The organism is Chryseobacterium taichungense, from assembly GCF_900109935.1.
Lineage (GTDB): Bacteria > Bacteroidota > Bacteroidia > Flavobacteriales > Weeksellaceae > Chryseobacterium > Chryseobacterium taichungense.
Map to the genome: position 1 here is coordinate 643,314 of NZ_FOBV01000001.1, position 24,260 is coordinate 667,573.

The 24,260-nt window shown below is 33.9% G+C and carries 22 protein-coding genes; 15 read left to right on the forward strand and 7 right to left on the reverse strand.

The window, feature by feature from the left end; translation table 11 throughout:
- The first annotated feature begins 65 nt into the window (after positions 1 to 65).
- Positions 66 to 2,384: an N-6 DNA methylase gene (locus BMW64_RS02975; protein ID WP_089998335.1), complete on the forward strand. Its 2,319-nt coding sequence runs from the start codon at positions 66 to 68 to the stop codon at positions 2,382 to 2,384.
- A gap of 1 nt (position 2,385) precedes the next feature.
- On the forward strand, positions 2,386 to 3,003 hold the full coding sequence (locus BMW64_RS02980) for a hypothetical protein (protein WP_089998336.1): 618 nt from the start codon (positions 2,386 to 2,388) through the stop codon (positions 3,001 to 3,003).
- Positions 3,004 to 3,252: 249 nt separating this feature from the next.
- Here BMW64_RS02980 and BMW64_RS02985 read toward each other — a convergent pair whose 3' ends face one another.
- A complete protein-coding gene (locus tag BMW64_RS02985; protein WP_089998337.1) occupies positions 3,253 to 4,215 on the reverse strand; it encodes a hypothetical protein in 963 nt (320 codons plus the stop codon).
- A gap of 704 nt (positions 4,216 to 4,919) precedes the next feature.
- Between BMW64_RS02985 and BMW64_RS02995 the strand changes: the two genes are divergently transcribed.
- The 5 genes from BMW64_RS02995 (at position 4,920) to BMW64_RS03015 (ending at position 11,018) form a co-directional block, all read left to right on the forward strand.
- A complete protein-coding gene (locus BMW64_RS02995) occupies positions 4,920 to 6,047 on the forward strand; it encodes a hypothetical protein (RefSeq protein ID WP_089998339.1) in 1,128 nt (375 codons plus the stop codon).
- Positions 6,047 to 6,451, forward strand: coding sequence for a hypothetical protein (locus BMW64_RS03000; protein WP_089998340.1), 405 nt, complete (start codon positions 6,047 to 6,049; stop codon positions 6,449 to 6,451). Before BMW64_RS02995 ends, BMW64_RS03000 begins: the two co-directional genes overlap by 1 nt.
- A gap of 447 nt (positions 6,452 to 6,898) precedes the next feature.
- Entirely contained in the window at positions 6,899 to 7,795 is an 897-nt protein-coding gene (locus BMW64_RS03005) for a ParB/RepB/Spo0J family partition protein (protein ID WP_089998341.1), read from the forward strand.
- Entirely contained in the window at positions 7,792 to 9,195 is a 1,404-nt protein-coding gene (locus BMW64_RS03010; RefSeq protein ID WP_089998342.1) for a recombinase family protein, read from the forward strand. Before BMW64_RS03005 ends, BMW64_RS03010 begins: the two co-directional genes overlap by 4 nt.
- An 818-nt stretch (positions 9,196 to 10,013) precedes the next feature.
- Positions 10,014 to 11,018 (forward strand): DUF4932 domain-containing protein, encoded by a 1,005-nt coding sequence (locus tag BMW64_RS03015; RefSeq protein ID WP_177175224.1) that lies wholly within the window; start codon positions 10,014 to 10,016, stop codon positions 11,016 to 11,018.
- Positions 11,019 to 11,862: 844 nt separating this feature from the next.
- On the opposite strand, the gene BMW64_RS03025 is transcribed toward BMW64_RS03015, so the two are convergent.
- Positions 11,863 to 12,339 (reverse strand): thermonuclease family protein, encoded by a 477-nt coding sequence (locus tag BMW64_RS03025; RefSeq protein ID WP_089998514.1) that lies wholly within the window; start codon positions 12,337 to 12,339, stop codon positions 11,863 to 11,865.
- A 391-nt stretch (positions 12,340 to 12,730) separates the two neighbouring features.
- Between BMW64_RS03025 and BMW64_RS03030 the strand changes: the two genes are divergently transcribed.
- From BMW64_RS03030 to pyk, 5 genes are read left to right on the forward strand one after another with little or no spacing between them, the layout of a single operon-like run.
- A complete protein-coding gene (locus BMW64_RS03030) occupies positions 12,731 to 12,970 on the forward strand; it encodes an acyl carrier protein (RefSeq protein ID WP_002976354.1) in 240 nt (79 codons plus the stop codon).
- A gap of 34 nt (positions 12,971 to 13,004) precedes the next feature.
- Complete coding sequence (gene fabF / locus BMW64_RS03035) at positions 13,005 to 14,249, forward strand: beta-ketoacyl-ACP synthase II (protein ID WP_089998344.1); 1,245 nt, start codon at positions 13,005 to 13,007, stop codon at positions 14,247 to 14,249.
- A 9-nt stretch (positions 14,250 to 14,258) separates the two neighbouring features.
- The gene (gene rnc, locus BMW64_RS03040) at positions 14,259 to 15,020 is read left to right on the forward strand and encodes a ribonuclease III (RefSeq protein ID WP_089998345.1); all 762 of its coding nucleotides are present in this window, start codon (positions 14,259 to 14,261) and stop codon (positions 15,018 to 15,020) included.
- On the forward strand, positions 14,998 to 15,471 hold the full coding sequence (locus BMW64_RS03045) for an IPExxxVDY family protein (protein WP_089998346.1): 474 nt from the start codon (positions 14,998 to 15,000) through the stop codon (positions 15,469 to 15,471). Before rnc ends, BMW64_RS03045 begins: the two co-directional genes overlap by 23 nt.
- Positions 15,464 to 16,909, forward strand: a complete 1,446-nt coding sequence (pyk, locus tag BMW64_RS03050; RefSeq protein ID WP_089998347.1) for a pyruvate kinase — start codon at positions 15,464 to 15,466, stop codon at positions 16,907 to 16,909. Before BMW64_RS03045 ends, pyk begins: the two co-directional genes overlap by 8 nt.
- An 81-nt stretch (positions 16,910 to 16,990) precedes the next feature.
- Here the strand turns inward: pyk and BMW64_RS03055 are convergent, their stop codons facing one another.
- From BMW64_RS03055 to BMW64_RS03075, 5 genes are all read right to left on the reverse strand, one after another.
- Positions 16,991 to 18,283: an NAD-dependent succinate-semialdehyde dehydrogenase gene (locus tag BMW64_RS03055; RefSeq protein WP_089998348.1), complete on the reverse strand. Its 1,293-nt coding sequence runs from the start codon at positions 18,281 to 18,283 to the stop codon at positions 16,991 to 16,993.
- Positions 18,284 to 18,404: 121 nt separating this feature from the next.
- A complete protein-coding gene (hutG, locus tag BMW64_RS03060) occupies positions 18,405 to 19,319 on the reverse strand; it encodes a formimidoylglutamase (protein ID WP_089998349.1) in 915 nt (304 codons plus the stop codon).
- An 18-nt stretch (positions 19,320 to 19,337) separates the two neighbouring features.
- Positions 19,338 to 19,730 carry a hypothetical protein gene (locus BMW64_RS03065; protein WP_089998350.1) on the reverse strand — a complete coding sequence of 131 codons (393 nt, stop codon included), beginning with the start codon at positions 19,728 to 19,730 and terminating at the stop codon, positions 19,338 to 19,340.
- A 10-nt stretch (positions 19,731 to 19,740) separates the two neighbouring features.
- The gene (gene hutI / locus BMW64_RS03070; RefSeq protein ID WP_089998351.1) at positions 19,741 to 20,967 is read right to left on the reverse strand and encodes an imidazolonepropionase; all 1,227 of its coding nucleotides are present in this window, start codon (positions 20,965 to 20,967) and stop codon (positions 19,741 to 19,743) included.
- Positions 20,968 to 21,000: 33 nt separating this feature from the next.
- On the reverse strand, positions 21,001 to 21,366 hold the full coding sequence (locus BMW64_RS03075; RefSeq protein WP_089998352.1) for a four helix bundle protein: 366 nt from the start codon (positions 21,364 to 21,366) through the stop codon (positions 21,001 to 21,003).
- A 195-nt stretch (positions 21,367 to 21,561) separates the two neighbouring features.
- On the opposite strand from BMW64_RS03075, the gene ruvB reads away from it, so the two are divergent.
- From ruvB to coaE, 3 genes are read left to right on the forward strand one after another with little or no spacing between them, the layout of a single operon-like run.
- Positions 21,562 to 22,584, forward strand: a complete 1,023-nt coding sequence (gene ruvB / locus BMW64_RS03080) for a Holliday junction branch migration DNA helicase RuvB (RefSeq protein ID WP_089998353.1) — start codon at positions 21,562 to 21,564, stop codon at positions 22,582 to 22,584.
- 54 nt (positions 22,585 to 22,638) lie between these two features.
- Positions 22,639 to 23,505 carry an MBL fold metallo-hydrolase gene (locus BMW64_RS03085; RefSeq protein ID WP_089998354.1) on the forward strand — a complete coding sequence of 289 codons (867 nt, stop codon included), beginning with the start codon at positions 22,639 to 22,641 and terminating at the stop codon, positions 23,503 to 23,505.
- An 11-nt stretch (positions 23,506 to 23,516) separates the two neighbouring features.
- Complete coding sequence (gene coaE, locus BMW64_RS03090; RefSeq protein ID WP_089998355.1) at positions 23,517 to 24,155, forward strand: dephospho-CoA kinase; 639 nt, start codon at positions 23,517 to 23,519, stop codon at positions 24,153 to 24,155.
- Positions 24,156 to 24,260: the final 105 nt, after the last annotated feature.

A 24,260-nucleotide genomic window follows, 5' to 3' on the forward strand; every position in this document is an offset into this window, starting at 1 on the left:
ATTAAACAATTTATATAATATTGCTTAGGAATTATTTAATTTTGTAGCAAATAATTTACTTTACTGTGGATTTAAAAGATAAAAGTATTTGGGAAAAAGAATTAGGAGTTTTACCTATCAAGATTAACCCTCAAGAAGGAGAAAATCGTTATCTTATGTTAAATGGAGGTTATTCTGACTTCTGTATGCAGACATTCGATGATGAAGATGCAAAATTAGATGAAATTGCATGGTCTTCCAGTACAAAAAATTTCATCAAAATTTTTGATGATAAAATTTTGATTAGGAATTGGTACGAGAATAAATCTGAAGAAATTAAAAAAGATAATATTGTTTCGAATTTCAATCAATTCTACAATTATATATTTTCTAAATCATATAAAACAGAAAATGACCTTGCTCCCTTTATTATTGATATATTTCGACAACTAAGAAATATTACACTAGAGAGGTCTGAACCGGTTGAGGCATTAAATATTTTATTTAAATTACTGATATCTATTGATGAGGACTATAATAATATTGATGCTCAAAAATGGTACATTGAAGACGTTAATTTACCAGACTCTTTTGATTACTTTGTTGAAGTGTTGCGTAATGGTGTAAGGAATGCAAAACCGAATTTAGATATAATTTTACGACATTCTTCTGGGAAAATTTTTCAGGAGGCGAATAGAAACGTTTTATTTTTCAATCCACAAAGAGATTTGTTTGGAGGTGCATCAAGCACTTTGGTAACTCAATCTATTGCTTACACAAGTATTCATTATACACCACAATATCTTGCAAGAACGATTGTTGAGAACTGTATAAATAATATACAGTTGAATGATTTTACTGAATTAACAATTTTAGATCCATCATGCGGATCTTCTGAATTTTTAATAGAAATACTAAAGCAACTAAAAAATAAAAACTTTACTGGTATAATTAACATAAAAGGTTTTGACTCATCAATAAATGCAATTGAAACATCAAAATTTTTACTGCATTATGAAAACCGAACTCAGTGGGATAATAGAATTAATATCAATTTAAGAGTTGTAGAAGACTCTTTAACACAGGATTGGGGTATTAATGACATTGTTTTAATGAATCCTCCGTTTACATCTTTTGAATTAATTAAAGATAAAGAAGTAAAAAATGTTGTTAGAGAAACTTTGCAAGAATTTATACCAAAAGGAAAACCTAATCAAGCAAGTGCATTTTTTCTCAAATCAGTAAATTCATTAAATCAAAACGGTGTAATTGGTTGCGTCTTACCAAGTTCTATTTATACATTAGATATCTACGTTAAATTAAGACAGTACATTACATCTGAGATAGATTTAAAGTTGGTTGGGAAAATGGGTAACTTTGTTTTTGATGATGCACTTACTGATGTTAGTATTTTTACCGGAATAAAAAAAGAAACGACTATTAATCCAACTTTAATATGGACAAAGAATGAAAAAGGTGTTGCGCAAGAAGCTCTAAGAGAACTTAGAAAATTGCAGAAAAATAATGAGGTTGCAAAATCATCGATCTTATATAGTATTTATAAACCTGCCCATTTTCCAATCTTAGATCAAAGTTGGAGAATAATTTCATTAAAGGAAAATAAATTTATATCAGAATTAGATTTATACCTTCGAGCAAGAAAATTAATAAAACTACAAGATCTATTTAAAGTTAACCAAGGTGCATTACTTGGAGTTAAAAATATTTTTGAAATTTCAGATGAACAATATCATGCACTCGTTGAACAGGATCAAAAAATTTTCAGGCCTCTTATAGATAATTCAACGGTAAATAATGGGCATTTTTCCGAGAAAAAATTTGTTTGGTATCCTTACAATAAAACTGGATTAATGATTGAAAACGAAGAGGATCTTCATCACTATGCTTTTGCGCAAGAATCTTTGGTTCCTCACAAGAATAAATTACAAAATAGGTCTGGATTAAAAGATAAATGGTGGGCATTAACAAGACCTCGTAATTGGCAATTTGAAAGTGATATAAAACTTTACTCTTCAAGATTTGGAAATTCATCATCTTTTGGTTTCTATCCTAAAGGTAACGGTGTAGTTGTAGAAGGTAACGCCTTTGTTCCAAAAAAAGGAATGTCAGATGACGATTTATATTTTTATCTTGCAATTTTTTCAAGTGACTATTTCGATTTATTATTATCCATCTTTTCCAAAGAACTTGCTGGAGGAAAATGGTATGACTTAGGTAATAATTTTATTAAAAACATACCATTACCTAATGTTCATAATGATATAATTCGTAATTCATCTCCATATCAAAGGTTAGTTAATATTGGTAAAGAGTTATCATCTGGGAACAGTTCTGTAAGACACCTATCTAAAAACTCATTGTCTTTCTTTTATCCAGAAATTTAATATGGTTGATATTGATTTATTAATTGAAGATTTAAATAGAAAAAGCAGTTTATTCTTCGAAGATCATTTTAACATCCGAGAAATATCACGGACTCCGAGACTTTCGGTATTTCGCGCTGACGGTACATCGTATGCTATCAATCGATTTGAAATTCCGTTGGAAAAGGTTAAGGTTTTCAGGTGGTTTAATGATTACTGGATGTTTTTTGAGATAAAAAAAATAATTGCACCCAATACAACTAATTTCCACTTAAACTTATCAATTTGTGTATTTCAAGGTGATATCTTAGATGAGGATAAATATCAATTATTTCGAGCGGAATGGGATGACTACGATACCGATTACCAAAATCACTCCCAGCCTCATTGGCATATAACCTCTAGTCAAGCATTAGAAAAAACTTTCACATCCTACGCCAGTGATTTTGAAAAAAAAGATTTCATTGACCTTTTAGAGGAAGAAAAGAGTAAAGTTTTTGATGTTAAACAGATACATTTTGCAATGAATGGTAATTGGCAAAATGATGAGACAAATATTCATAGAATAGTAAATAATGACTCCATATTAAAATGGTGGTTCGGATTGCTAAAACATCTAAGAATAGAAATTGACACTTAACCATTTGAAGAAATATGCATTTTTTTGAGTGTACATTTCTGTTTATTTAAAAGATTCATACTAGGTCATATAAAAAGAGGCAATTTATCTAACTCTTTTAAAAAAGTTTTTATACACTTCATGTAACTTTATTTTAATCTTTTTCAGGTATATCATTTCTCAAGACACAAGAATGTTAATTTATTTCCACACAAAAAAAGGTTCCCCTTTGTGAAACCTTTACTTATTTATATTTAGCAGATAGATAGACTATAAAGTATATTTTTGAACAATCAGTCTACCCGATTCGCCAGGTTTCCCGTCAATCCCTTTTAAACCATCAGTCCCATCAGCTCCTTTTCGTCCTCGTCCTCTTTCCGCACTTAAATGTGTACAATTTCCAGCATTTGAACCACTTTCCCCACCATCACCACCTCTTCCCCCAATACCAATAACACCTGATTCACCTGCTAAGCCTTTTTCAGAAGTTAGGTTAAAAAGATTTTCAGTCGAAGGGCTTTTATTAATATAATTTACAAAAAACAATCCTCCATTTCCTCCATTTCCACTATTACCGGCATTTCCTCCAGAAGTTCCGTTAGTTCCATCACTACCTCTTCCCGGCCCCCTTCTACAAGAACCAAAATCACCATTCCTTGCATTTCTTCCATTGCTACCTTTAACGCCATTTTTACCAGGCATACCATTTCCTGCATTTCCTCCATTCTGAGCATTTAAATTAATTGTAATTAAACTTTCAATTTTGTCCAGTATAAAGAATTTCACTAAACTACCATTATCTCCATTATCTCCATTTGTACCATTTATATTTTGTTCATTTCCATTCAAACCGTTTTTTGCAAAATATTGATCGAATGATTGGATACTTGACCTATCATCAAATTCAATTTTATTTGCGTACACTTCGAGTGAATTTCCATTAGTAATTATTTTAGAATTTTCCAATTTTAATTTATCAATTGCCAATACAAATAATGAATCATTTTGTGAAATATTGCCTAGATTTAGTTCTACATTCCTAAGAATCAGAGTTCCACTTTGATTTAATCTTTGAATTAAGTCATCTTGTGTACTTAAAATTACAGCATTAGTAATTTTTGAAGGTATGTCACCAAATTTAATCTTACCTGATAAGATCAAAACTTCATTATTTTGGCAATAGAAATTCGCCACAGCTAGGGCTGTACATAAAAGGGTTATTAAAATTTTCATGGCTTATTTTTTTATTAATAAATGATTTTAAGTAATAGCTTTATGAGTGTAAATTTCTTATTTTATAAAGATTAAAACAATTACCCAAAAGGGTAATTGTTTTAATTACGATCCCTTATACATTCCTAAATAAAAAGACAAATGATTACAATAATATCAATAAAAAATAAGTATTGATACTAATCATTCAAGGTCACACTGATCCATCAAATATTTAAATTAGGATTAATTATTTGTATATTAGAACTAAATTAATAATTATGACGATAAACTCATTTTCAGCAAAATTACCTTTTGGTTCCGATTTACGAGGAAAATCAGGGGCTATATATCAATTCTATTCATACGGATTCGATTATGATTTGGATATCCTATATGTACAGTTTTAGTTCTGAGTGTGGAGTTTTAATATTTCCTCACCGAGACACCTCTTTTATTAAAATTAATAAGATTAAAGACACCAATGGGCTCATAAAAAAGGTTGGTTTAGGAATTCCACAAAACGTTGATAATTTTACTACTTTCAAGAAAATTATGAGTAAAAATGAAAAGGTGATGAAAAATAATATCATATTAACCTTATAATAGTTGGATTCAGTTTATTGTCAAATAACTGACTCTTAATATCCTGTAAGCAAATCTTATATAATTCTAAAGTTTCTTGATGTTATAAAATTTAGTATATTGCGATAAAATATTGGAAAATGTCTGAAAATATTTTCATAGCTCCACGTTTAACCGGAAAAAGATTTGAGGACAGTTCATTGCCGGTGGACATCCTTGATGATTTTCGTGCGCTTGAGGAATTAATTATTGAAATAGCCAAGGGCTTATATTTGGAAGAAAATACTATCAGACAAAGAGTGCCAAAAGGTTTTTCTGACGGAGTTTATTTAAAACTTGTAAGTATTGAAGACGGATCCTCTATTCCAATGTTTGCTTTGTCAACCATGATGTCTTTTTCATCCGGATTGCCTTTTGAGGAGGTTAATTTCAGTTATTTTCACAGAGCTAAAGATAAGGTTATACAGATAATAGCCAATGCTAATTCTGATAGTGAGATTTCACATGACAATCATAAATATATCTCCTATTTTAATAAAATAGGTAGAAATTTATTAGATGATGAATCCATAGATTTTGGATATAATTTCGAAAAATCAGAAAGTTCTTCTGCGATTCTCAATAAAAAAACCAGAAAAAGAATAATATTATCCAGTCAACAAAGAGAATATTCTGCAGAATTTAGATTATTCGCATTAGTTCCAGCAATTGATTTAGATAAAAAAACTTTTTCTATTGAAACGGAATATGGTAAAAAAGAATGTCAATTAACAGAAAATATTACAGATAAAGTCTTAACTGCTGTACAGGAATATAACAATAAATCGTATGTTTCAATTCAAGGCAACGCTCTATTTAATTCATCTGACAGATTAATTAAAATACAGGAAATAACTTCTTTCGATATATTAGATCCTTTAGATGTTTCATTCAGAATACATCAATTACAACAATTAAAGAACGGTTGGTATAATGGTTTAGGGACCGAACTAAACAAAGAAACATTAGATGTTTTTGCAAATCATTTTAATTCATTTTATGGTAGTAAACTTCCTTTGCCTGCAATATTTCCTACTGTAGAAGGAAATATTCAGCTAGAGTGGAAAAATAATACAAGGAATTTAATTGCTACTGTTAATATGGAAACTCTACATGCTAATTTTTTCTATTTTGATTCCGATTCTGATGAAGAAAAAGAAGATAACTTCGATCTATCGCAAAGAGAAGACTGGTCATTTGTTAATCTGTTTATCATTAATTATTTATAATGGAAGAAGAAAACTTATTACATAGACAAATCCACCCTTCACAAGTGGTAAAAGATATAGTGTCGATACAAGCATTCGAGTTACGAGTTGGATCACCATCTTTCGCACCATCGTCAGCTGATGATGGACAATTGTCTATGTATAACGGTAAAATTTTCACTGCTGAGGAATCATATAATCACTATACAAAAACACTGAATTCTGCAGGTGTCTTATCCCTTACAAGAGATGAAATTGATTCTATTCCTCCATTATTTTCAGTAGATGATAATATTCCATTCGAAGGTCATTCGCATATAAATTTTAAGGAAGTTACAAGTAAAAACCAGATTTCAAAAAGAGCTGCATTACTTAGAGATAAGGCTGTAAACAGATATTGGACTTATAAACCAAAGCAGGATTAACATTCTTTTATAAGACAAAGCAATTATTAGCACAATTAGTAGAAACAACTATCCATTTTTATATTTTGGGGTATTTTCTTCATAGAAACTATCCTACTTGCGATTTTTAGAAATTCTCTAAACATTTAAGAGTTTGTTTACAAAGCTTAGTATTCATAACAATTAATTTCAAATAATTATCTGAGTAATATAATTTGGCTTCAGTTTGAGACAGTTTCATAGATCAAATTACAAATTTATGTTAATCTACAATAATTTCTATATCCGTATTTCAACTAATCTGGAAGTTTATTAATAAACCAAAAACATAAATGTTAATAAAACTTAATTTCAATTTTTATAATAAAAAATAAATAAATTTTAAATTCACGATATGAATTAGTTACAATTAAACGCTGATTACATCCATCATTTATATTGTACTTTTCTTTAATCAAATTCATATATATGAACGAAAAGAGTCTTCTGGATTCCTTCCAGCCGTATCCAAGTAAATACGCAAATCTCCCTCTTGAATATGTTCAAGCCGACCACACTCAACCCAGAAAGAATTTCGGTATAACATCTGCCGATCATAGTAGACTACTAAAATCGATTTCTACATATGGAATTGAAGATCCACTTAAAGTTTGTGAGATTGAAACAAATAGGTATCTTATAATTGATGGGCACAGACGTTTTTCATGTGCTAAGGAACTTAAACTTGAAATGGTTCCGTGCCGAATTTATCCTAAAATGACACCAGGTGAATTGGAAGCAAGAAGATACGAAATGCAAAATAATAGACGGAATTGGAGACCAATTGAGAAAGCAAATGCTATCCACAAAATTAATCAAGAATATAAAAATATAAGTAAGAAGGAGATTGCCACACTAATTGGAATAACACAGAAAAATTTATTTCACTACACTGAATTACGAGATATGAGAATGGAATATCTTGAGCTGATGGCTGCGCACGATATGAAAGAATATCAAATGGTGGTGTTTATGCAACTACTTCCAAAACTCAGAAAGATAAGAAATTTTGAAATTGATGATATCGTTAAAATCATTTTTAAAAAAGTAAGTGATGGACTAATTTATCGAAGAACAGATTTTATATCATTGGCTAAAATATTTTCGACAGCATCACTACATGAAGAAGAATTACTTTTATTCCTTGAAGATGCAAATATTTCTGTTGAAGAATTAGTTGAAAGAACGCAACTTTCCGGAATCTCAGTACAGATTAAAAATCTAATTAAGGAGTTGAGTATAAAAAAGAATTTAAATATAAACTTAACAGAGAAAGAGAAATGTCTTTTCGAAGATCTATATAAACTAATGGAAACACATGTATGATATTCGAAGAATCTTTTCAGAAAAAAAAGACTGCAATTGCATATTACAGACACTCTGCTGAGGACAAACAAGAAAATTCTATAAAAATTCAGCAAGGTCATATAGAAGATTTTGCTTATAAACATAAAATTGAGATAATACACCAAGAACTAGACGAAGGTAAAAGTGGATTACTAGCGAAACGACCTGGTTTTGAAAGAATGTTCAAGGATTGGATTGAAAATCCAACAGCTCCGTATTTCAATTATATTTTGGTTTATGATGTGTCAAGGTGGGGACGGTTCCAAAATCCAGATCAATCCGGATATTACGAATACTTATGCACAAAACATGGAAAAGAAGTAATCTATGTATCTCGAGGTTTTACTGAACCAACTAATCAGCTCATTTCAAGTTTAGAAACATCTATTCAACGTTATATGGCTGCAGAGTACAGTAGACAATTGAGTGAAAAAGTATTCCATGGTTGTGTCAAAATTTCACAACAAGGATTTTCCTCCGGGGGTAGCGCTCCTTACGGAATGACAAGACAATTGTTAGATGTAAATAAAAATCCGGTTAGAATCCTAAAAAAAGGTGAATACAAACAAATTGCAAATGAAAGAGTTATTTTCACCCCGTTGAATGATAGTTCAACAGATACTGTTAAAATAATATTTCAATTATATGTTCATGAAAAAAGATCAATTGTACAAATAGTTGAAAGAATTAACCGCACTGATTTTTGTATAGCTAATGGGGAAAAATGGAGCCGTTCAAAAGTTATCAAAATACTAAGAAACGAGGTATATGCGGGAACAAGAATTTATAATAAAACTTGGGGAAGACTGAAACAAAAATCTTATAGAAATCCAAAATCATTGTGGGTTATAAAACCAAACGCTTTTGATTTTATTATAAATAGTAAAGACTTTGAAGCTGCACAAGAGCGATTATATTGGAACATTTCGCGTAATTGGCGAAAGGGAATCAATAGTATTAGAAAGATAAAAAATATCACAAAAAATGATATAACAAATTGGTTGTTGAACAAAGGGTTAGACGAAATACTTTGTAATAAAATTTTTAATGAATTACCTATAATTTATGGTGTTAAAAATAATACAAATGATTATGGTAATTTATGCTTCCTAATTAAGGAGAAACATAGGCGATTTAAAAATGTCTTAGCAATTGGAATAGATGACGATTTCAATCTAAGACAGGATTATTTTTTATTTGATGCTGAAGAATTCAAAAATTCAAATTATATCAATCTCCAAGATAACACTTCTGCCTTTTTTGATAAAAAAATAGATCAAGAAAATATTGAAGAAGTTATAAGGAATTTCATACAACAATATATCTCTTTAGACCGGTATGTGAAAACTAAGTATGCATTTATATTAAAGTTGCTTTAAGCATAATGTGGTAGCAAGAGTGGTAGCAACTAATAGAGACTTATCAAAACACTGATGGATAGAAAGGAGTTCCATATCCTCCAACTCCACTGATATCAAAAAGAGAAAACGTTGCGTTTCTCTTTCTTGGTTTCTGGAATGCTTTTATCTGCTATATTCAGCTTATTTATAGGCACGGGCATTCTGCTTGTAACCGATTAAGACACGCTTGCTTTATTAGTTTCTTTTTATTTGTCTTGACGAGCATAAATGGGATGCTTGCGCCAGTAAGGGTATATCTTGCTAAAACATTTTATTCTCTATTTCGGCTTATCATTATATTGTTATTTGAGAATAATAAAAATTCTTACTTTAACCCGAGCCACAATAGTTAAAAGATGAAAAGTTTACTTTCAGAAAAGCCCGAAAAATCTATAAAAAAATAACCACCATAAAGGTGGTTGCGTTTTATAAAACCTACGAGTCTACATTTAATTCTTAATTATAATGTGAGTAGAACAAGGGCCAATCGTAGCGCTTACAGAAGCTCCTACTGCTCCTACAGTTGCACCCAAAAAATTTAAAATACTACCATCATAGCAAAAGGTAATTGTATCTTTTTGAAAGTAATCCTAATAACCTTTTTTTGAGATTATGATATATACAATGAATATTGTAAAACTGAAGTAAATTTATCCTATGTAATAAAAGTGTTGCCGAAAATGTCTTTTAATAGGAGTTACTTATAAATTTTATGATTAAAAAAACATAGAATGAAATAAACTAAAAGTATAACCTAATAGGAAATAGCAATGAAAAAAATCTTAATCCTCTTTTTAATGATCCATATATATTCGTTTGGTCAAAAAAATATTATTGTAAAAATTGATCATCGAATTGAAGCAGTCAGTATTTTCTACACTTTGGCAACAATGGATACGTTAGATACCAAACCTACTCCATCAATTTATTACAAACAGTTTAATCAGTATTTTACAGATTGTAAAAATCATAAATCACTGGATTGGTATAGAAATCTTAAAGTATGGGACGGCTATGATCTTTCGAGCATAGGTTTGTATTTATCTGACAAATATCCGTTCAAATTAAAAATCCCATATTCAGATAATCAATTGCGCAGCTCGGAGATTAATGTTTTTTTAGAAAAATTTAATGCTTTTTATAAAGATTGTAAAGTAGATGCTTTCTTGAAAGCCCACAAGACAGATTACGCCGAAATTGTAGAATTTACTAGAAATAAAATTGTTGCAAGCAACCTATTAAATGATGCTGAGAAATATTATAACAAACCCACCCAAGGAGAAATAATCATTTTTATAGATATTTTAAATAACCTGGGCAGTAATGCAATTTCAATCGATGACAAAATATTCAAAAGAAAAAAAATATTTAAGCTGGCATACCTGAAAGATAAAAATATTGTCCAGACTAATGACTCGAAAGTGACGTTCATACCATTATCAAATGTAGTCATTCACGAAGTATCCCATTTATATCTCCGTGATTTTATTCCATTGTATAGAGAAAGATTGAGTAAGAAAAAGAACATTTTTCTAGTTACGGCAAAAGGTGAACAGCTTAAAGAAAAAGAATGGGAAAATGAGCTCGATGAATTAATCGTCAGGGTCTGTGTATCCAAAATAATGGGTGAAAAATACGGTCCAGCTACCGAATTAAAGGAAGTTGAAAATCAGTCAAAACATTTCAAATACTTTAAAGAATTAAATTTGTTTTTCAATAATTATAGTCAGCATAAGAGCAAATACAAAAGTATATCAGATTTTTATCCAGAACTAATTGATTATTTGGAAACATTAAATTAATTGGGTTATCAACTAAATATCCTTTAATCAAAATAAAAGCTGGCTCAAAAGACAGTCATCAATTATAAAAATTCAATTTTAATCTTTAATAAATTCCCACCAGCTCCTCAGTCACCCTACTCTTCTACATTTCCAGCAACCGCTCATACAGCTTCTTATTTTCTTCATAGACTTCGATCAACTTATCAATCGGATGTATTACCGTACAAATACGCAATCTTACAATTGGTAATTTCCACGCTATCCCGATTGTTTTTTTGCATTACTTTACATACAAAACAACCTATAAAAACCAATATCACGGAAGCAAACACAAGCTACAACGTAAACTCTACAGGGGAATTAAAATTATGAGGCGGCGCACAGTTCTGGGTGTATATCTCGCCTCAAAACGATACGGTTAAGATGATTACTAAGTAGAGAGCAACTTTTTCTCAAGGAAACCGGCAAGACACAATTTCAAGCGAAAACCTTACTAAACAATTTGAGACACCTGGTCTTTCAGGAATTTTTGACATTTAATTAGAAGCTTTAAATGGCTCTACAGGAACATGGCACGAAATTCCACCTCAGGAAGGAAGCAGAAACCAAATCGGATGCAATTCCAATTGTGCACCTATGGTGGGAATTGTTGCAGACAGCACAAGTCCGGCTCTTGGAGCAATCAATGCTCATTTCTGGACAACATGGGACGCATTCTGCAGATCATAAGTCCCCCACAACTAACATATCTATTTCCAAGTAATAATATCATATAATACGTCGGAATAGTTATGAAATATGCGAGATTATTTATTTTCGTATTACTTGACACACTCCAAAGTCATAGACTTTGGAGTGTGTCTCATTCTACCCTAGCCTTTTTATTCTTTCTAAATTCCCACGGTGAAATGGCTTTTTTATCACTCCATAAACCCAGTTTCTTTTCTTTAGCCTTATCCTGAAGCTTCTGAAGCTCAGTATTCTTTGAAGCTTTAAAATACCACCAACCAAATCCCGCTTTTACAATCTCCCGTGACAGGTATTTATCGCCATCATAGAAGACTCCGGCAATATTTCTTCCGTACCTGTCCTTCCCTACTTTATAAATAATAACCATCTTACCAAAAACCTGATTGGAGGTAAATTGTTTAGCATTATTTCCGAAGGCCTGACCGTTTTCAGGACAATCTACTTCTGCAAGCCTCAAGGTTTGTTGGGTTTTGTCTGCTAGTAAAACAACAATTGTATCACCATCCTTTATTTTAATAACTTTTCCTCTGATTTGTGATAACAGGGTCATAGAAACCGAAAGGAGTATGCCGCAAATAATCTTTTTCATTAAATTATAATAATTATGGTGTATTAAATTCTGAACAAAAATAATCATCATGCTATTTGAATTAGCAAATATAGATAAGAGGATCTTGTAAATTTCTGAACTAATATAGGTTAAATCAAATTTTAAATATTGACGTATCAATCTCAATATTTCCTTTTTTAAATAAATATATAAATTATTAACAGTCACTCTGGAAAGGCTTATAAACTTCGAAAAAAACGAATAAGTTTGAACCTGAAAAATCAATAAAATATAAACCTCTGAAAACTAAAATACTAAACAGCAACACGACAAAATACATACCCATGAGCCACAAAAAACATTAAAAAAATGTTTTATCGTAAAGAATTTTATATATTTGCACCATCTAACAATTAAAAAAAAATTTACTATGTCAGACATTGCATCAAGAGTAAAAGCTATCATCGCTGATAAGCTTGACGTTGAAGAAACAGAAGTAACTCCGGAAGCTAGCTTCACTAACGATTTAGGAGCAGATTCTTTGGATACAGTTGAACTTATCATGGAGTTTGAAAAAGAATTCAACATTCAAATCCCTGATGATCAGGCTGAAAAAATTACTACTGTAGGACACGCTATCGCTTATATCGAAGAAGTAGTAAATAAATAATATTCTTCAACAAAAAAGAAATTAAACAAAGTTTATGGAATTAAAAAGAGTAGTTGTAACCGGTTTTGGAGCAATAACACCGATTGGAAATAATGCAAAAGAATACTGGGAAAATCTTGTGAAAGGTGAGAGCGGTGCCGCTCCGATTACTCTTTTTGATGCCACAAATTTCAAAACAAGGTTTGCTTGTGAAGTAAAAAATTTCGATCCGCTGCAGTATTTCGACAAGAAAGAAGCAAAAAAGATGGATAGAAATACTCAGCTTGGGCTGGTCGCTGCAAGAGAAGCAGTAGAACACTCAAGAATCATTGAAGACAGCGTAGATAAAAACAGAGTCGGAGTAATCTGGGGATCCGGAATCGGAGGTCTGGAAACTTTTGAAACTGAAGTTTTAGGTTGGGCCAATACGGACATCCCGAGATTCAACCCTTTCTTTATTCCTAAAATGATCGCTGATATCACACCGGGACACATTTCTATTGAATATGGTTTTCATGGACCAAACTACACAACCGTCTCAGCGTGTGCATCTTCAGCAAATGCTATAATTGATTCCAAAATGCTGATCCAGCTTGGAAAAGCAGATGTAATTGTTTGCGGTGGCTCTGAAGCGGCCGTTACAGCAAGTGGTGTCGGTGGATTCAATGCAATGATGGCTCTTTCTACAAGAAACGACGATCCTAAAACCGCTTCAAGACCTTTTGACAAAGACAGAGATGGGTTTGTATTGGGTGAAGGCGCAGGATGTATCATTCTTGAAGAATATGAGCATGCCGTAAAGCGTGGAGCAACAATTTATGCAGAATTAAAAGGCGGAGGTCTGAGTGCAGATGCACATCATATGACCGCACCGCATCCTGAAGGCTTAGGAGCTTACCTGGTAATGAAGAACTGCCTGGAAGATGCAGGACTCACTGCTGATGAAGTAGATCATATCAATATGCATGGTACATCTACTCCATTAGGAGATATTGCAGAATCCAATGCCATTTCAAAATTATTGGGAGAGCATGCGTTCGACATTCAGATTAATTCTACAAAATCAATGACAGGCCATCTTTTGGGTGCTGCGGGTGTTATTGAGGCTATTGCTGCATTGGGAACGATTATTCATGGTATTGTTCCTCCAACCATTAACCATTTTACTGATGATGAAAATATCGACAGCAGACTGAATTTTACATTCAACGAAGCTGCGAAAAAAGATGTAAAAGTAGCCATGAGTAATACTTTTGGGTTTGGTGGGCACAACGCTTGCGTTCTATTTAAGAAAATCTAAACTTACTGAATGGAGTTACAGAAATACTTTTCTAAATTCCTTCTCAAAAAAAGAAAAAGAAAATTAACGGAGAGAGATTACTTTCTCAGTACTGAACTTAATAAAATTCTCGGTACTGAGGTACAAAATGTTGCTCTTTACCGTGAAGCTTTTTCTCTGAAAAATTCTTCTAAAAATAAAGACAGCAATTACGAAAGGCTTGAGTTTTTAGGAGATTCTGTTTTGGGTACAATCATTTCATGTCACTTGTTTCAAACTTATCCTCAAGCGAATGAAGGATATCTGACACAAATGAAATCCAAGATTGTAAATAGGAAAAATCTTAATAAACTAGGAGAAGATCTTAAATTGACCGACCTTTTGCAAAAACAGACTTCTGTGGCATTAGGTGAAAATATCTCCGGAAATTTATTTGAAGCCTTAATCGGCGCTGTTTATCTGGATTTTCAGTATGAAATCTGCAGAAAGATTATTTTAGACAGGCTGCTCACGCCAAGTGAAATGAATAAGCTTGAAAATAAAATCGTAAGCTACAAAGGTCTTCTGCTCGAATGGAGCCAAAAGAAAAAATTAAATATAAAGTACGAAACCTGTGAAGAAATACAGGTGAACCGGTCGATTGTCTTTCGATGTCATGTCTGGCTCGGAGATGAAAAAATCGCCAACGCCACGGAAACCTCAAAGAAAAAGGCGGAAGAAAAAGCAGCACAGAGAGCATTTTATATTTTAAATAAAAAAGAAAACATACTTGGAAATTCAAAAGCTTTATGATCTTGATGATATAGAATTTGAAGATGTTACCATAGGATTGGTAAGATTGGCCAAAAATGTACCCGATCATGAGTTTTTCTATCATGTAAATCAAAGAAACGATCTTAATTTTAAAAGGATTGATGATCTCATCTATCACGGGTCATATTATGATTACTTTTTTCCTCGGTTTGAGGCCTATCACAAGTTTACAAGGACATGTTTTACGTTTATTTCAAACCGATCTTCGGAAAGTAAACAAAAAAAAATACAAACTGAGCTTTTCTCAGGAGAAGAAAACATTAAATTTTTATTAAATAATCAGGTAGAAGTACAATATATTTTGCATAGTTCGGAACAGTTTCCTGATTTTTCCGTAATTTTGCTCCCTGAAAATCTTGTATTTCCGATTCAAGATTATATATTAGGTTCTGAAGAGGAACTTTATCAAATTATCCAGTATTATGAATAAGTATTTAAAGAAGACAAAAATTATCGCAACACTTGGGCCGGCGTCATCGTCGAAGGAAGTAATGTTAGGGTTAATGAGAGCAGGTGTTGATGTTTTTAGAATAAATTTCTCACACGCAGATTACGACTTAGTTCGTTCAAATATTGAAATCATCAGAGAGCTCAATAAAGAGCACGGTTTCTCTGTTGGAATTTTAGGGGATTTACAGGGACCTAAGTTAAGAGTTGGTGTTGTAAAAGAAGGTTCTTACCTTAATCCAGGTGATATCCTTACCTTCACCAATGAAAAAATTGAAGGGGATTCTACAAAAGTATATATGACTTACCAACAATTTCCTCAGGATGTAAAAGTTGGTGAAAGAATCCTTATTGATGATGGTAAGTTGGTTTTAGAAGTTACAGAAACCAATCTTATTGATACTGTAAAGGCAAAAACAATTCAGGGGGGACCTTTAAGTTCTAAAAAAGGGGTAAATCTTCCGAACACGAATGTTTCTCTTCCCGCTTTAACGGAAAAAGATATTCAGGATGCCAACTTTATGCTTGATCAGGAAGTAGACTGGATTGCGCTTTCTTTCGTTCGTCATGCACAGGATATTATTGATTTGAAAGAATTGATCTCTAAGCATCCGAACGGGAAATTCAAAACGCCAATCATCGCAAAAATTGAAAAGCCGGAAGGCGTAAAAAACATCGACGAAATTTTATTGGAATGCGATGGAGTAATGGTTGCCAGAGGAGATTTAGGGGTGGAAGTTCCTATGGAAGAAGTTCCTGCTATCCAGAAAACATTGGTAGAAAAAGCAAGATTTTATTCCAAGCCGGTGATCATTGCAACGCAGATGATGGAAACGATGATCAACAGCCTAACGCCAACAAGAGCTGAAGTAAATGACGTAGCCAACTCTGTATTGGATGGTGCTGATGCCGTAATGCTTTCCGGAGAAACTTCAGTAGGTAGATATCCGGTGCAGGTAGTTGAAAATATGGCAAAAATCGTAAAGAATATTGAAACGACTCATTTCTACCAACATAAAAATGAACCGATAGAAAAGGATTTCAACTGTATCGATGAAAGATTCATTACGAACAGAGTATGTCTTGCAGCCGTAAGAATTGCAAAAACGACTAATGTGTCTGCGATCGTAACATTAACAAGTTCAGGATATACGGCGTTCCAACTTTCTGCGCACAGACCAAATTCCCATATTATCGTATATAGTGGTAATAGAAGAGTAATCACCATGCTCAATCTTCTTTGGGGAGTTCACGCTTATTATTACGACATGAAGAAGTCTACTGATGAAACGATTATCCAGGTAAATATGCTTACCCACAACTATGGATACATCGAGGCAGGAGATTTTGTAATTAACATCAATGCAACTCCATCATACGAAGGCGGTAAAACAAATACATTACGATTAACTACAGTTTAATTTAAACTAAGCTGTTATTATAAAGCAAAAACTCCCGGATCATCGGGAGTTTTTATTTTTAAACTAATTAATTACGGTTTATTAATTTCCAACAACAGTCTTTGCGGTTACAAACTCTCTTAAAGCCAGCAATGAAAGTTCTGTTCCGTATCCTGAGGTCTTTGTGCCTCCGAAAGGAAAACGAGGGTCAGAACTCGTCATTCTGTTGATATTAACAGTTCCGGATTCTAAATTTTCAATGAAAAATAGCTGACGGTCCTTATCTTGTGTCCAAACAGAATTTGAAAGACCAAAAGGAATATCATTGGCCAGCTGTAATGCTTCTTTATCATTCTTAGCAATCATGACCATCCCTAAAGGCCCGAAAAGCTCCTCTTGCAAAATCGGATTTCCTTCTTCTACACGAATCAGGCCAGGATTGAATTCATTATCAGAAATTCTTTCCAAAGGAAGAATAATTTCAGCGCCATTTTCCAATGCTTTCTGAAACTGTTTTTCCAGATCATCTGCAAGATCCGGTCTTGCCATTCCGGCGATTTTTGTTTCCCTGTCCATAGGATCCGCCGGGACAAACTTTTTATATTCTTCAATAAATTTCGGAAGAAAAGTATCTTCTATTTTTTCATCAATGATAAATCTTTTTGCCGCTACACAAGTCTGTCCGCAATTCTGAAGTCTTGCTAATGCACCCACTTTAGCTGCTTCATCCAGATCTGCATCATCCAATACAATGAATGCATCACTTCCGCCGAGTTCCAATAAAGACTTCTTGATATTTTGACCGGCAATGGAAGCAACTTCTGCACCTGCTTTTTCGCTTCCTGTAAGGCTCACTCCTGAAATTGCTTTATGCTCAAGAACTTCCTTCACATCTTGGTGTCCGATTTCCAGATTCTGAAAAACACCTTCAGGAAAGCCAGCTTCAAGAAATATTTTTTCAATTGCATTTCCGCTGCCGAAGCAGATAGAAGCATGTTTAAGTACAACCGTATTTCCCGCCAAAATAGCAGGAACAGCAAATCTCAAAACCTGCCAGAAAGGGAAATTCCAGGGCATAACTCCTAAGATAACACCCTTTGGAACATAATGTATTTCGGAATAAGAATATTCGGATTCAATTTTTTCGGGCTGCAGAATATTTTCCGCATCAGCATAATAGTTCATCATTAAGGCACATTTTTCCACCTCAGCAATGGCTTGCGAAATCGGCTTATGCATTTCTGAAGTAATGATTGCTCCAAACTCTTCAGAACGTGTCTTTAAAATTTCAGCTGCTTTGGCAATGAGTTTTTGCCTGTGTTCGAATGGTATTTTCTTCCATTCTGAAAATGCCTTATCTGCACTGATAAGTTTATTTTCAATTGATTGTTCCATAATATAGTCTCTGTTTTAAATTCAAAACTGAATTTAATTATTGCTTAAAAAGTATCATGAAAGGAACAAAATGTGTTCCTTAGGATTATATAAAATAATGATTTTCTCTATCAAATTGATGCTAAATCATAAACCATTCGTTAACCAGTGTCGCAGCAAGCCTTGCCGTTCTGTCCTGAATATCATAGGAAGGGTTGACTTCTGCTACATCAAGTGCCAAAAGCTTTTCATTCTTTAAAATATGTCTGTAAAAATGCATAAATGGTACATCGGCAAAAATACCATTGTACGCAGAAGCGGAAACTCCAGGCGCAATAGAGGCGTTAAAAACATCCATGCATATCGTAAGATAAAGGTAATCTACAGTTTCAGCTAAATTATTAATTCTCTTGTAAATCGATGGGAGATTTTCAAAGAAGATTTCATCTGCCAATATATACTTCATTCCGTATTGGTGGGCAGTGTCAAATAATTTCAAGGTATTTGAATTTCTCTGAATACCAATATGAAGAGAATTGATCGGTCCATCCTGAGCGATTTGCCAGAAACCAGTTCCTGAACTGGGTCCTACTCCAATTTCGGGTTGCCTGTTATCGAAATGAGCGTCAATATTGATAATCCCGATTTTTTGTTCAGGAAAAGCAGTTTTCAGACCAAGATAATGTGCATAAGTAACTTCATGCCCTCCCCCAAAAACAACAGATCTCCCATTTTTGAGCAATACCTTCGATACATTTTTAGCCAGATTATTCTGTGCTTCTTCCAGGTTACCATCTTCACAGGTAATGTTTCCAAAATCGAGCAGTGTAAAATCGGGGCGGATCACCGGAAAGTTGGACATATTTTTTCTGATCACATCAGGAGCATCCTTTGCACCTTCCCTGCCTTTATTCCTTTTAACCCCTTCATCTACGGCAAATCCATGTAAAACGAAATCCTTAGTTGAAATAAGATCATAGTTGTTTTCTTCTTTTACTCTCTGAAATATCCTGTGGAAAAGCAGCTCTTCTCCGTCTAATCTTCCCTGCCAAATCATTGTTGTATTATTTACAGATTATTCTCTGAATTTTCCTTTTAGTGTTGGTATAAATGTTCTCAAAAACAGGACCAAAAAAGCTACAGCAGCAAAACTAAGCTTGATAACCAAACTGGTGTCATTAGAAAATGTAATAATGAGTAGTAAAGTAATTATGACAATCAAATAGAATATGGAGTATAAATAACCTCCTCTGTTTTCATATTTGAATTCTCCCCCATTAGCTGAAAACATTTCATCAAGCATATTATTGGCTGATTCGTAATTTACTTTTCTAACATCTGATGTTAAATTTTTAATAATAATTTCTCTTTTACTTCCTGATTTTACTGCGTTGAAAGCATAATCAATATGTTTTTCAGGAATTTGTAATGATATATATTTCTCTTTGATGCTATTAAAGTTTTTCATGTATAGTTTATTAATTAATTCTCATTCCTTCAATATAAACATTTTCCGCTTTCAAACTTCCCTGATGATAAAGCACATTCTGGAAATTATCAGTTTTGAATGTTACGAAATCAGCTTTCAAACCTGCTTCCAGTTTTCCTCTATCTTCCAGTCCAAGTGCAAATGCAGAGCGGAAAGTAATTCCTGCCAAAACTTCTGCGGTTGTCAGTTTTTCAAAGGTTGCCAAAATCGAAGCTTGTGTAACTAGGTTACCCATCGGTGCCGAACCAGGATTCCAGTCACTCGCAATTGCCAGGATGGCTCCTGCGTCCAATAATTTCCTTGCCGGACTATACTTCTCACCTAATCCTAAACTCGCTCCGGGTAATGCTGTAGCAACCGTTTCAGATTGCGCGATAAATTCAATATCTTCATCAACAGTAGCTTCTAAATGATCTGCAGATTTTGCCCCAACTTCTACCGCAATCCTGGAACTTCCCGGAGTGAACTGGTCCGCATGTACCGTTATATCAAAACCTAGTTTTTTAGTTTCAAGCAGAAAAGCTTTACTTTCTTCAGGCTGAAATGCTGATTTTTCAATGAAAATATCAACTCTCTTCGCCAGGTTTTCTTCTTTTACTTTTGGTAAGATCTCATTTAAAATATATTGTAAATATTCTTCATTGCTTCCTTCAAAATCCCTTGGTTTCAGATGTGCAGAAAGACAGGTAGGAACCAACGTCGCAGCAGTCTGCTGCTGTGCCTTTTGAATCGTCCGCAACATCTTTAGTTCATTTTCAACATCAAGCCCATAGCCGCTTTTTACTTCTATGGTTGTAATTCCGAGAGATGTTAAAAAACCGATTCTTTCTAATAATGTTTTTAATAAATCTTCTTCAGACGCATTTCTTGTATGCTGCACAGAGCTCCATATTCCGCCACCGCTTTCAGCAATTTCGAGATAGGTCTTTCCGGCATTACGCATGGCAAAATCATTCGCCCGGTTACCGCCGAAACAGATATGGGTATGTGAATCTGTAAAAGCCGGAAGCACAATTTGTACGCCTTCAATTTCTTCGATTTCTATATTTTGATGGTCAGATTTTAAGGTTTCAAAATTTCCGACCTGCTGTATTTTTCCATTATTTACTAAGATTCCGCCATCAGTAATGACTTCGAGCTGCTCATCAGATATTTTTCCTCTTAAAGGAAGGTTGGCAAGGGTTACAATTTGCCTGAAAGGACCTATTAGTTTCATGTATTAAGGTTAAGGTTGAGGTTGAGGCTAAGATTAAAAGTGGCTATTATTTAGTCTGCTTGTGATTTTATTTAAATCGTATATAACCTCACTAATCAAATTTTGTATTTCCAAACTCTCATTTTCTGAAAAATATTTTACTCTGTACCCATAAATTAAATGGCTTTTCGTTTCAAATGCCGACCCTCTCGAAATATCATAGAATCTGCTTTTATCTTTTGATGTTCGCCTCCCAAAACCTTCAGCAATATTAGCCGAAATACTCTCTGCGGCTCTTCTTAATTGTGAAGCGAGTGCATAATCTTCTTTTTTGGGTAAACTTTCAGATATTTTGAAACACTTTTCAGCAATATCCATTGCTTTTTGCCAAACGGGCATTTCGGTAAAATCTTTTATCATTTGTTCTTATTAAAATTTCTCTTCCAAAAATACTAAAATAAATCAATCTTATAAATCATAACCTTTCCCGCCCACAAATTCCCTCAACCTCAACCTCAACCTCAACCTTAACCTTAACCTTAACCTTAAATCTCAACATCACTCTTTAATCGTAACTTCAATTTCCTTATCTTTACGGTAAATGAAATTGAATTAATGCCAGACTTTTTACATCCAGATAAAGATAATTATTCCCGTGAAGAGCTAGCACAGGAAGAACAGATCCGTCCCCAGAGCTTCAGGGATTTCGCAGGACAGAGAAAGACGCTTGAAAATCTTGAGGTCTTCGTAACGGCTGCCAAAAAGCGTGGCGGTGCACTTGATCATGTTTTACTGCATGGTCCGCCAGGACTTGGTAAAACGACCCTGGCTAATATCATTGCCAATGAACTTGGCGTAAACTGCAAAATTACGTCTGGTCCGGTGCTGGACAAACCCGGAAGCCTTGCCGGATTGCTCACGAACCTTGAGGAAAACGACGTACTGTTTATTGATGAAATTCACCGCCTGTCTCCCGTTGTGGAGGAGTATCTGTATTCCGCGATGGAAGATTACAAGATTGACATTATGCTCGAAACAGGTCCTAATGCTAGGAGTGTGCAGATCGGTTTAAATCCTTTTACTCTTGTAGGGGCAACCACCCGCAGCGGAATGCTTACCAAGCCAATGCTGGCGCGATTCGGGATCCAAAGCAGACTGGAATATTATACGATTGAACTTTTATCAATGATCATTCAAAGAAGCTCAAGAGTTCTGGGGGTAAGGATTTATGAAGATGCAGCGATTGAAATTGCCCGCAGAAGTCGGGGAACCCCAAGAATTGCGAACGCTTTGCTCAGAAGGGTTCGTGATTTTGCTGAAATAAAAGGAAACGGTGAAATTGAAATTAACATTACCAAATATGCGCTTGATTCTTTAAATGTGGATGAATTCGGACTGGATGAGATGGACAACAAGATCATGCGTGTAATGATTGAAAATTTCAAAGGTAAACCCGTTGGAATTTCGGCACTGGCCACATCTATCGGGGAAAATCCGGAAACACTGGAAGAGGTTTATGAGCCTTTTTTAATTCAGGAAGGATTTATTATAAGAACGCCGAGAGGACGTGAAGTGACAGACAAAGCGTATAAGCATTTAAATATTTCAAGACCGAAAAATCCGGGAGAACTATTCTGAGATCAATGATAAAAACTATTGAAAAATAAACAACATTATAAATCTTAATATTATATGAAATTATATCCAATACAGTGCGGAAAATTTAAACTGGATGGCGGCGCCATGTTTGGAGTCGTCCCGAAGAGTCTGTGGGAAAAGACCAATCCTGCAGACGAAAGAAACCTGATTGAGCTGGGAACGAGATCCCTGCTTGTAGAAGATGGAAAAAAGCTCATTCTGATCGATTGCGGACTGGGAGATAAGCAGGACGAAAAGTTCTTCAGCCACTATTCGCTTTGGGGAGATGATACTTTAGATAAAAATTTAAAAAAATACGGTTTTGTGAAAGAAGACATCACTGATGTTTTCCTTACACATCTTCACTTTGACCATTGCGGAGGAGCCATTGAATGGAATGATGAGCGTACCGGTTACCGCCCGGCTTTTAAGAACGCACAGTTCTGGACTAATGAAAATCACTGGCAATGGGCAACAGAACCCAACGCCCGGGAAAAAGCTAGCTTTTTAAAAGAAAACATCATCCCGATCCAGGAAAGTGGTCAGCTCAACTTCCTACCTCTTCCTACTACAGGAAATTACGGTTTTGCTCCGGATCTTAAAATGGATGTCATCTTTGTCGACGGGCATACAGAAAAACAGATGCTCCCTGTCATTCAATATCAGGAAAAAACAGTTGTTTTTGCAGCAGATCTTATTCCTACCGCAGGGCACATTAATCAGGTGTATGTCATGGGATACGATACCAGACCGCTGCTTACGCTAGAAGAAAAAGGAAAATTCTTAAAGCAATGTGTAGACAATGAATACCTGCTGTTCTTTGAACATGATGCTCATCATGAACTGGCGAGTCTTAAAATGACAGAAAAAGGAGTAAGACTTGATGAGACATTTAGTTTTAATGATGTTTTCGGATATTGATTTGAACTATTATGGAAGAATTACATTCAGAATCTCAGCAACCAGCTGAGCCAGAACCATTATCATCACCAAAAATTATCGGTCTTACAGGCGGAATAGGCTCCGGGAAAACAACCGTTGCAAAATTTATCGAGGAATTTGGATTTCCTGTTTATTATTCTGATGAAAGAGCTAAGGAGATCGTTAATGACAACGAAGATCTGAAGGCAAAGATCAAACAACTTCTAGGCGAAGAAGCATACGATGAAAATGGGTTGTATGACAGAAAATTTGTCGCGGATAAAGTTTTTAATAACAAAGACCTTCTTGAGCAATTGAACCTGATTATTCATCCTGCTGTACGCAATGATTTTGAAGACTGGGTAAAAAAACAGACGAAATATCTGATCTTTAAAGAGACCGCATTACTGTTTGAGCTTAAACTAAATAAAGAATGTTATAAATCTATCTTGGTAACTGCTGAGGATAACATCAGAATTAAAAGGGTCATGGACAGAGATAGCAAAACGTACCGGGAAGTACAGTCCATTATGGAAAAACAAATGCCCGAGAAGGATAAGATAAAACTTGCAGACTGCATTATCTATAATAATACAAATCTTGAAGATCTGAAAGAGCATACCGAAAAGGTCGTCTTTGATATCGAATAAATTAAACTCGCTGACGTTTCAGCGAGTTTTTTATTTCTGAGAATGTTGGAATTTTTTTTACTTCCTCTGAGTAATAATAAGCATTAAGTTTTTAAACTATTGAAA

Bases quoted from the DNA above. Each gene is read 5' to 3' on its own strand.
- BMW64_RS03015 (WP_177175224.1), top strand. From the start codon at position 10,014: ATGATCCATATATATTCGTTTGGTCAAAAAAATATTATTGTAAAAATT.
- BMW64_RS03000 (WP_089998340.1), top strand. From the start codon at position 6,047: ATGGAAGAAGAAAACTTATTACATAGACAAATCCACCCTTCACAAGTG.
- ruvB (WP_089998353.1), top strand. From the start codon at position 21,562: ATGCCAGACTTTTTACATCCAGATAAAGATAATTATTCCCGTGAAGAG.
- rnc (WP_089998345.1), top strand. From the start codon at position 14,259: ATGGAGTTACAGAAATACTTTTCTAAATTCCTTCTCAAAAAAAGAAAA.
- BMW64_RS03005 (WP_089998341.1), top strand. From the start codon at position 6,899: ATGAACGAAAAGAGTCTTCTGGATTCCTTCCAGCCGTATCCAAGTAAA.
- BMW64_RS03075 (WP_089998352.1), bottom strand. From the start codon at position 21,366: ATGATAAAAGATTTTACCGAAATGCCCGTTTGGCAAAAAGCAATGGAT.
- pyk (WP_089998347.1), top strand. From the start codon at position 15,464: ATGAATAAGTATTTAAAGAAGACAAAAATTATCGCAACACTTGGGCCG.
- fabF (WP_089998344.1), top strand. From the start codon at position 13,005: ATGGAATTAAAAAGAGTAGTTGTAACCGGTTTTGGAGCAATAACACCG.
- BMW64_RS03030 (WP_002976354.1), top strand. From the start codon at position 12,731: ATGTCAGACATTGCATCAAGAGTAAAAGCTATCATCGCTGATAAGCTT.
- BMW64_RS02985 (WP_089998337.1), bottom strand. From the start codon at position 4,215: ATGAAAATTTTAATAACCCTTTTATGTACAGCCCTAGCTGTGGCGAAT.
- BMW64_RS02995 (WP_089998339.1), top strand. From the start codon at position 4,920: ATGTCTGAAAATATTTTCATAGCTCCACGTTTAACCGGAAAAAGATTT.
- BMW64_RS03085 (WP_089998354.1), top strand. From the start codon at position 22,639: ATGAAATTATATCCAATACAGTGCGGAAAATTTAAACTGGATGGCGGC.
- hutG (WP_089998349.1), bottom strand. From the start codon at position 19,319: ATGATTTGGCAGGGAAGATTAGACGGAGAAGAGCTGCTTTTCCACAGG.
- hutI (WP_089998351.1), bottom strand. From the start codon at position 20,967: ATGAAACTAATAGGTCCTTTCAGGCAAATTGTAACCCTTGCCAACCTT.
- BMW64_RS03055 (WP_089998348.1), bottom strand. From the start codon at position 18,283: ATGGAACAATCAATTGAAAATAAACTTATCAGTGCAGATAAGGCATTT.
- BMW64_RS03010 (WP_089998342.1), top strand. From the start codon at position 7,792: ATGATATTCGAAGAATCTTTTCAGAAAAAAAAGACTGCAATTGCATAT.
- BMW64_RS03025 (WP_089998514.1), bottom strand. From the start codon at position 12,339: ATGAAAAAGATTATTTGCGGCATACTCCTTTCGGTTTCTATGACCCTG.
- BMW64_RS03065 (WP_089998350.1), bottom strand. From the start codon at position 19,730: ATGAAAAACTTTAATAGCATCAAAGAGAAATATATATCATTACAAATT.
- coaE (WP_089998355.1), top strand. From the start codon at position 23,517: ATGGAAGAATTACATTCAGAATCTCAGCAACCAGCTGAGCCAGAACCA.
- BMW64_RS02980 (WP_089998336.1), top strand. From the start codon at position 2,386: ATGGTTGATATTGATTTATTAATTGAAGATTTAAATAGAAAAAGCAGT.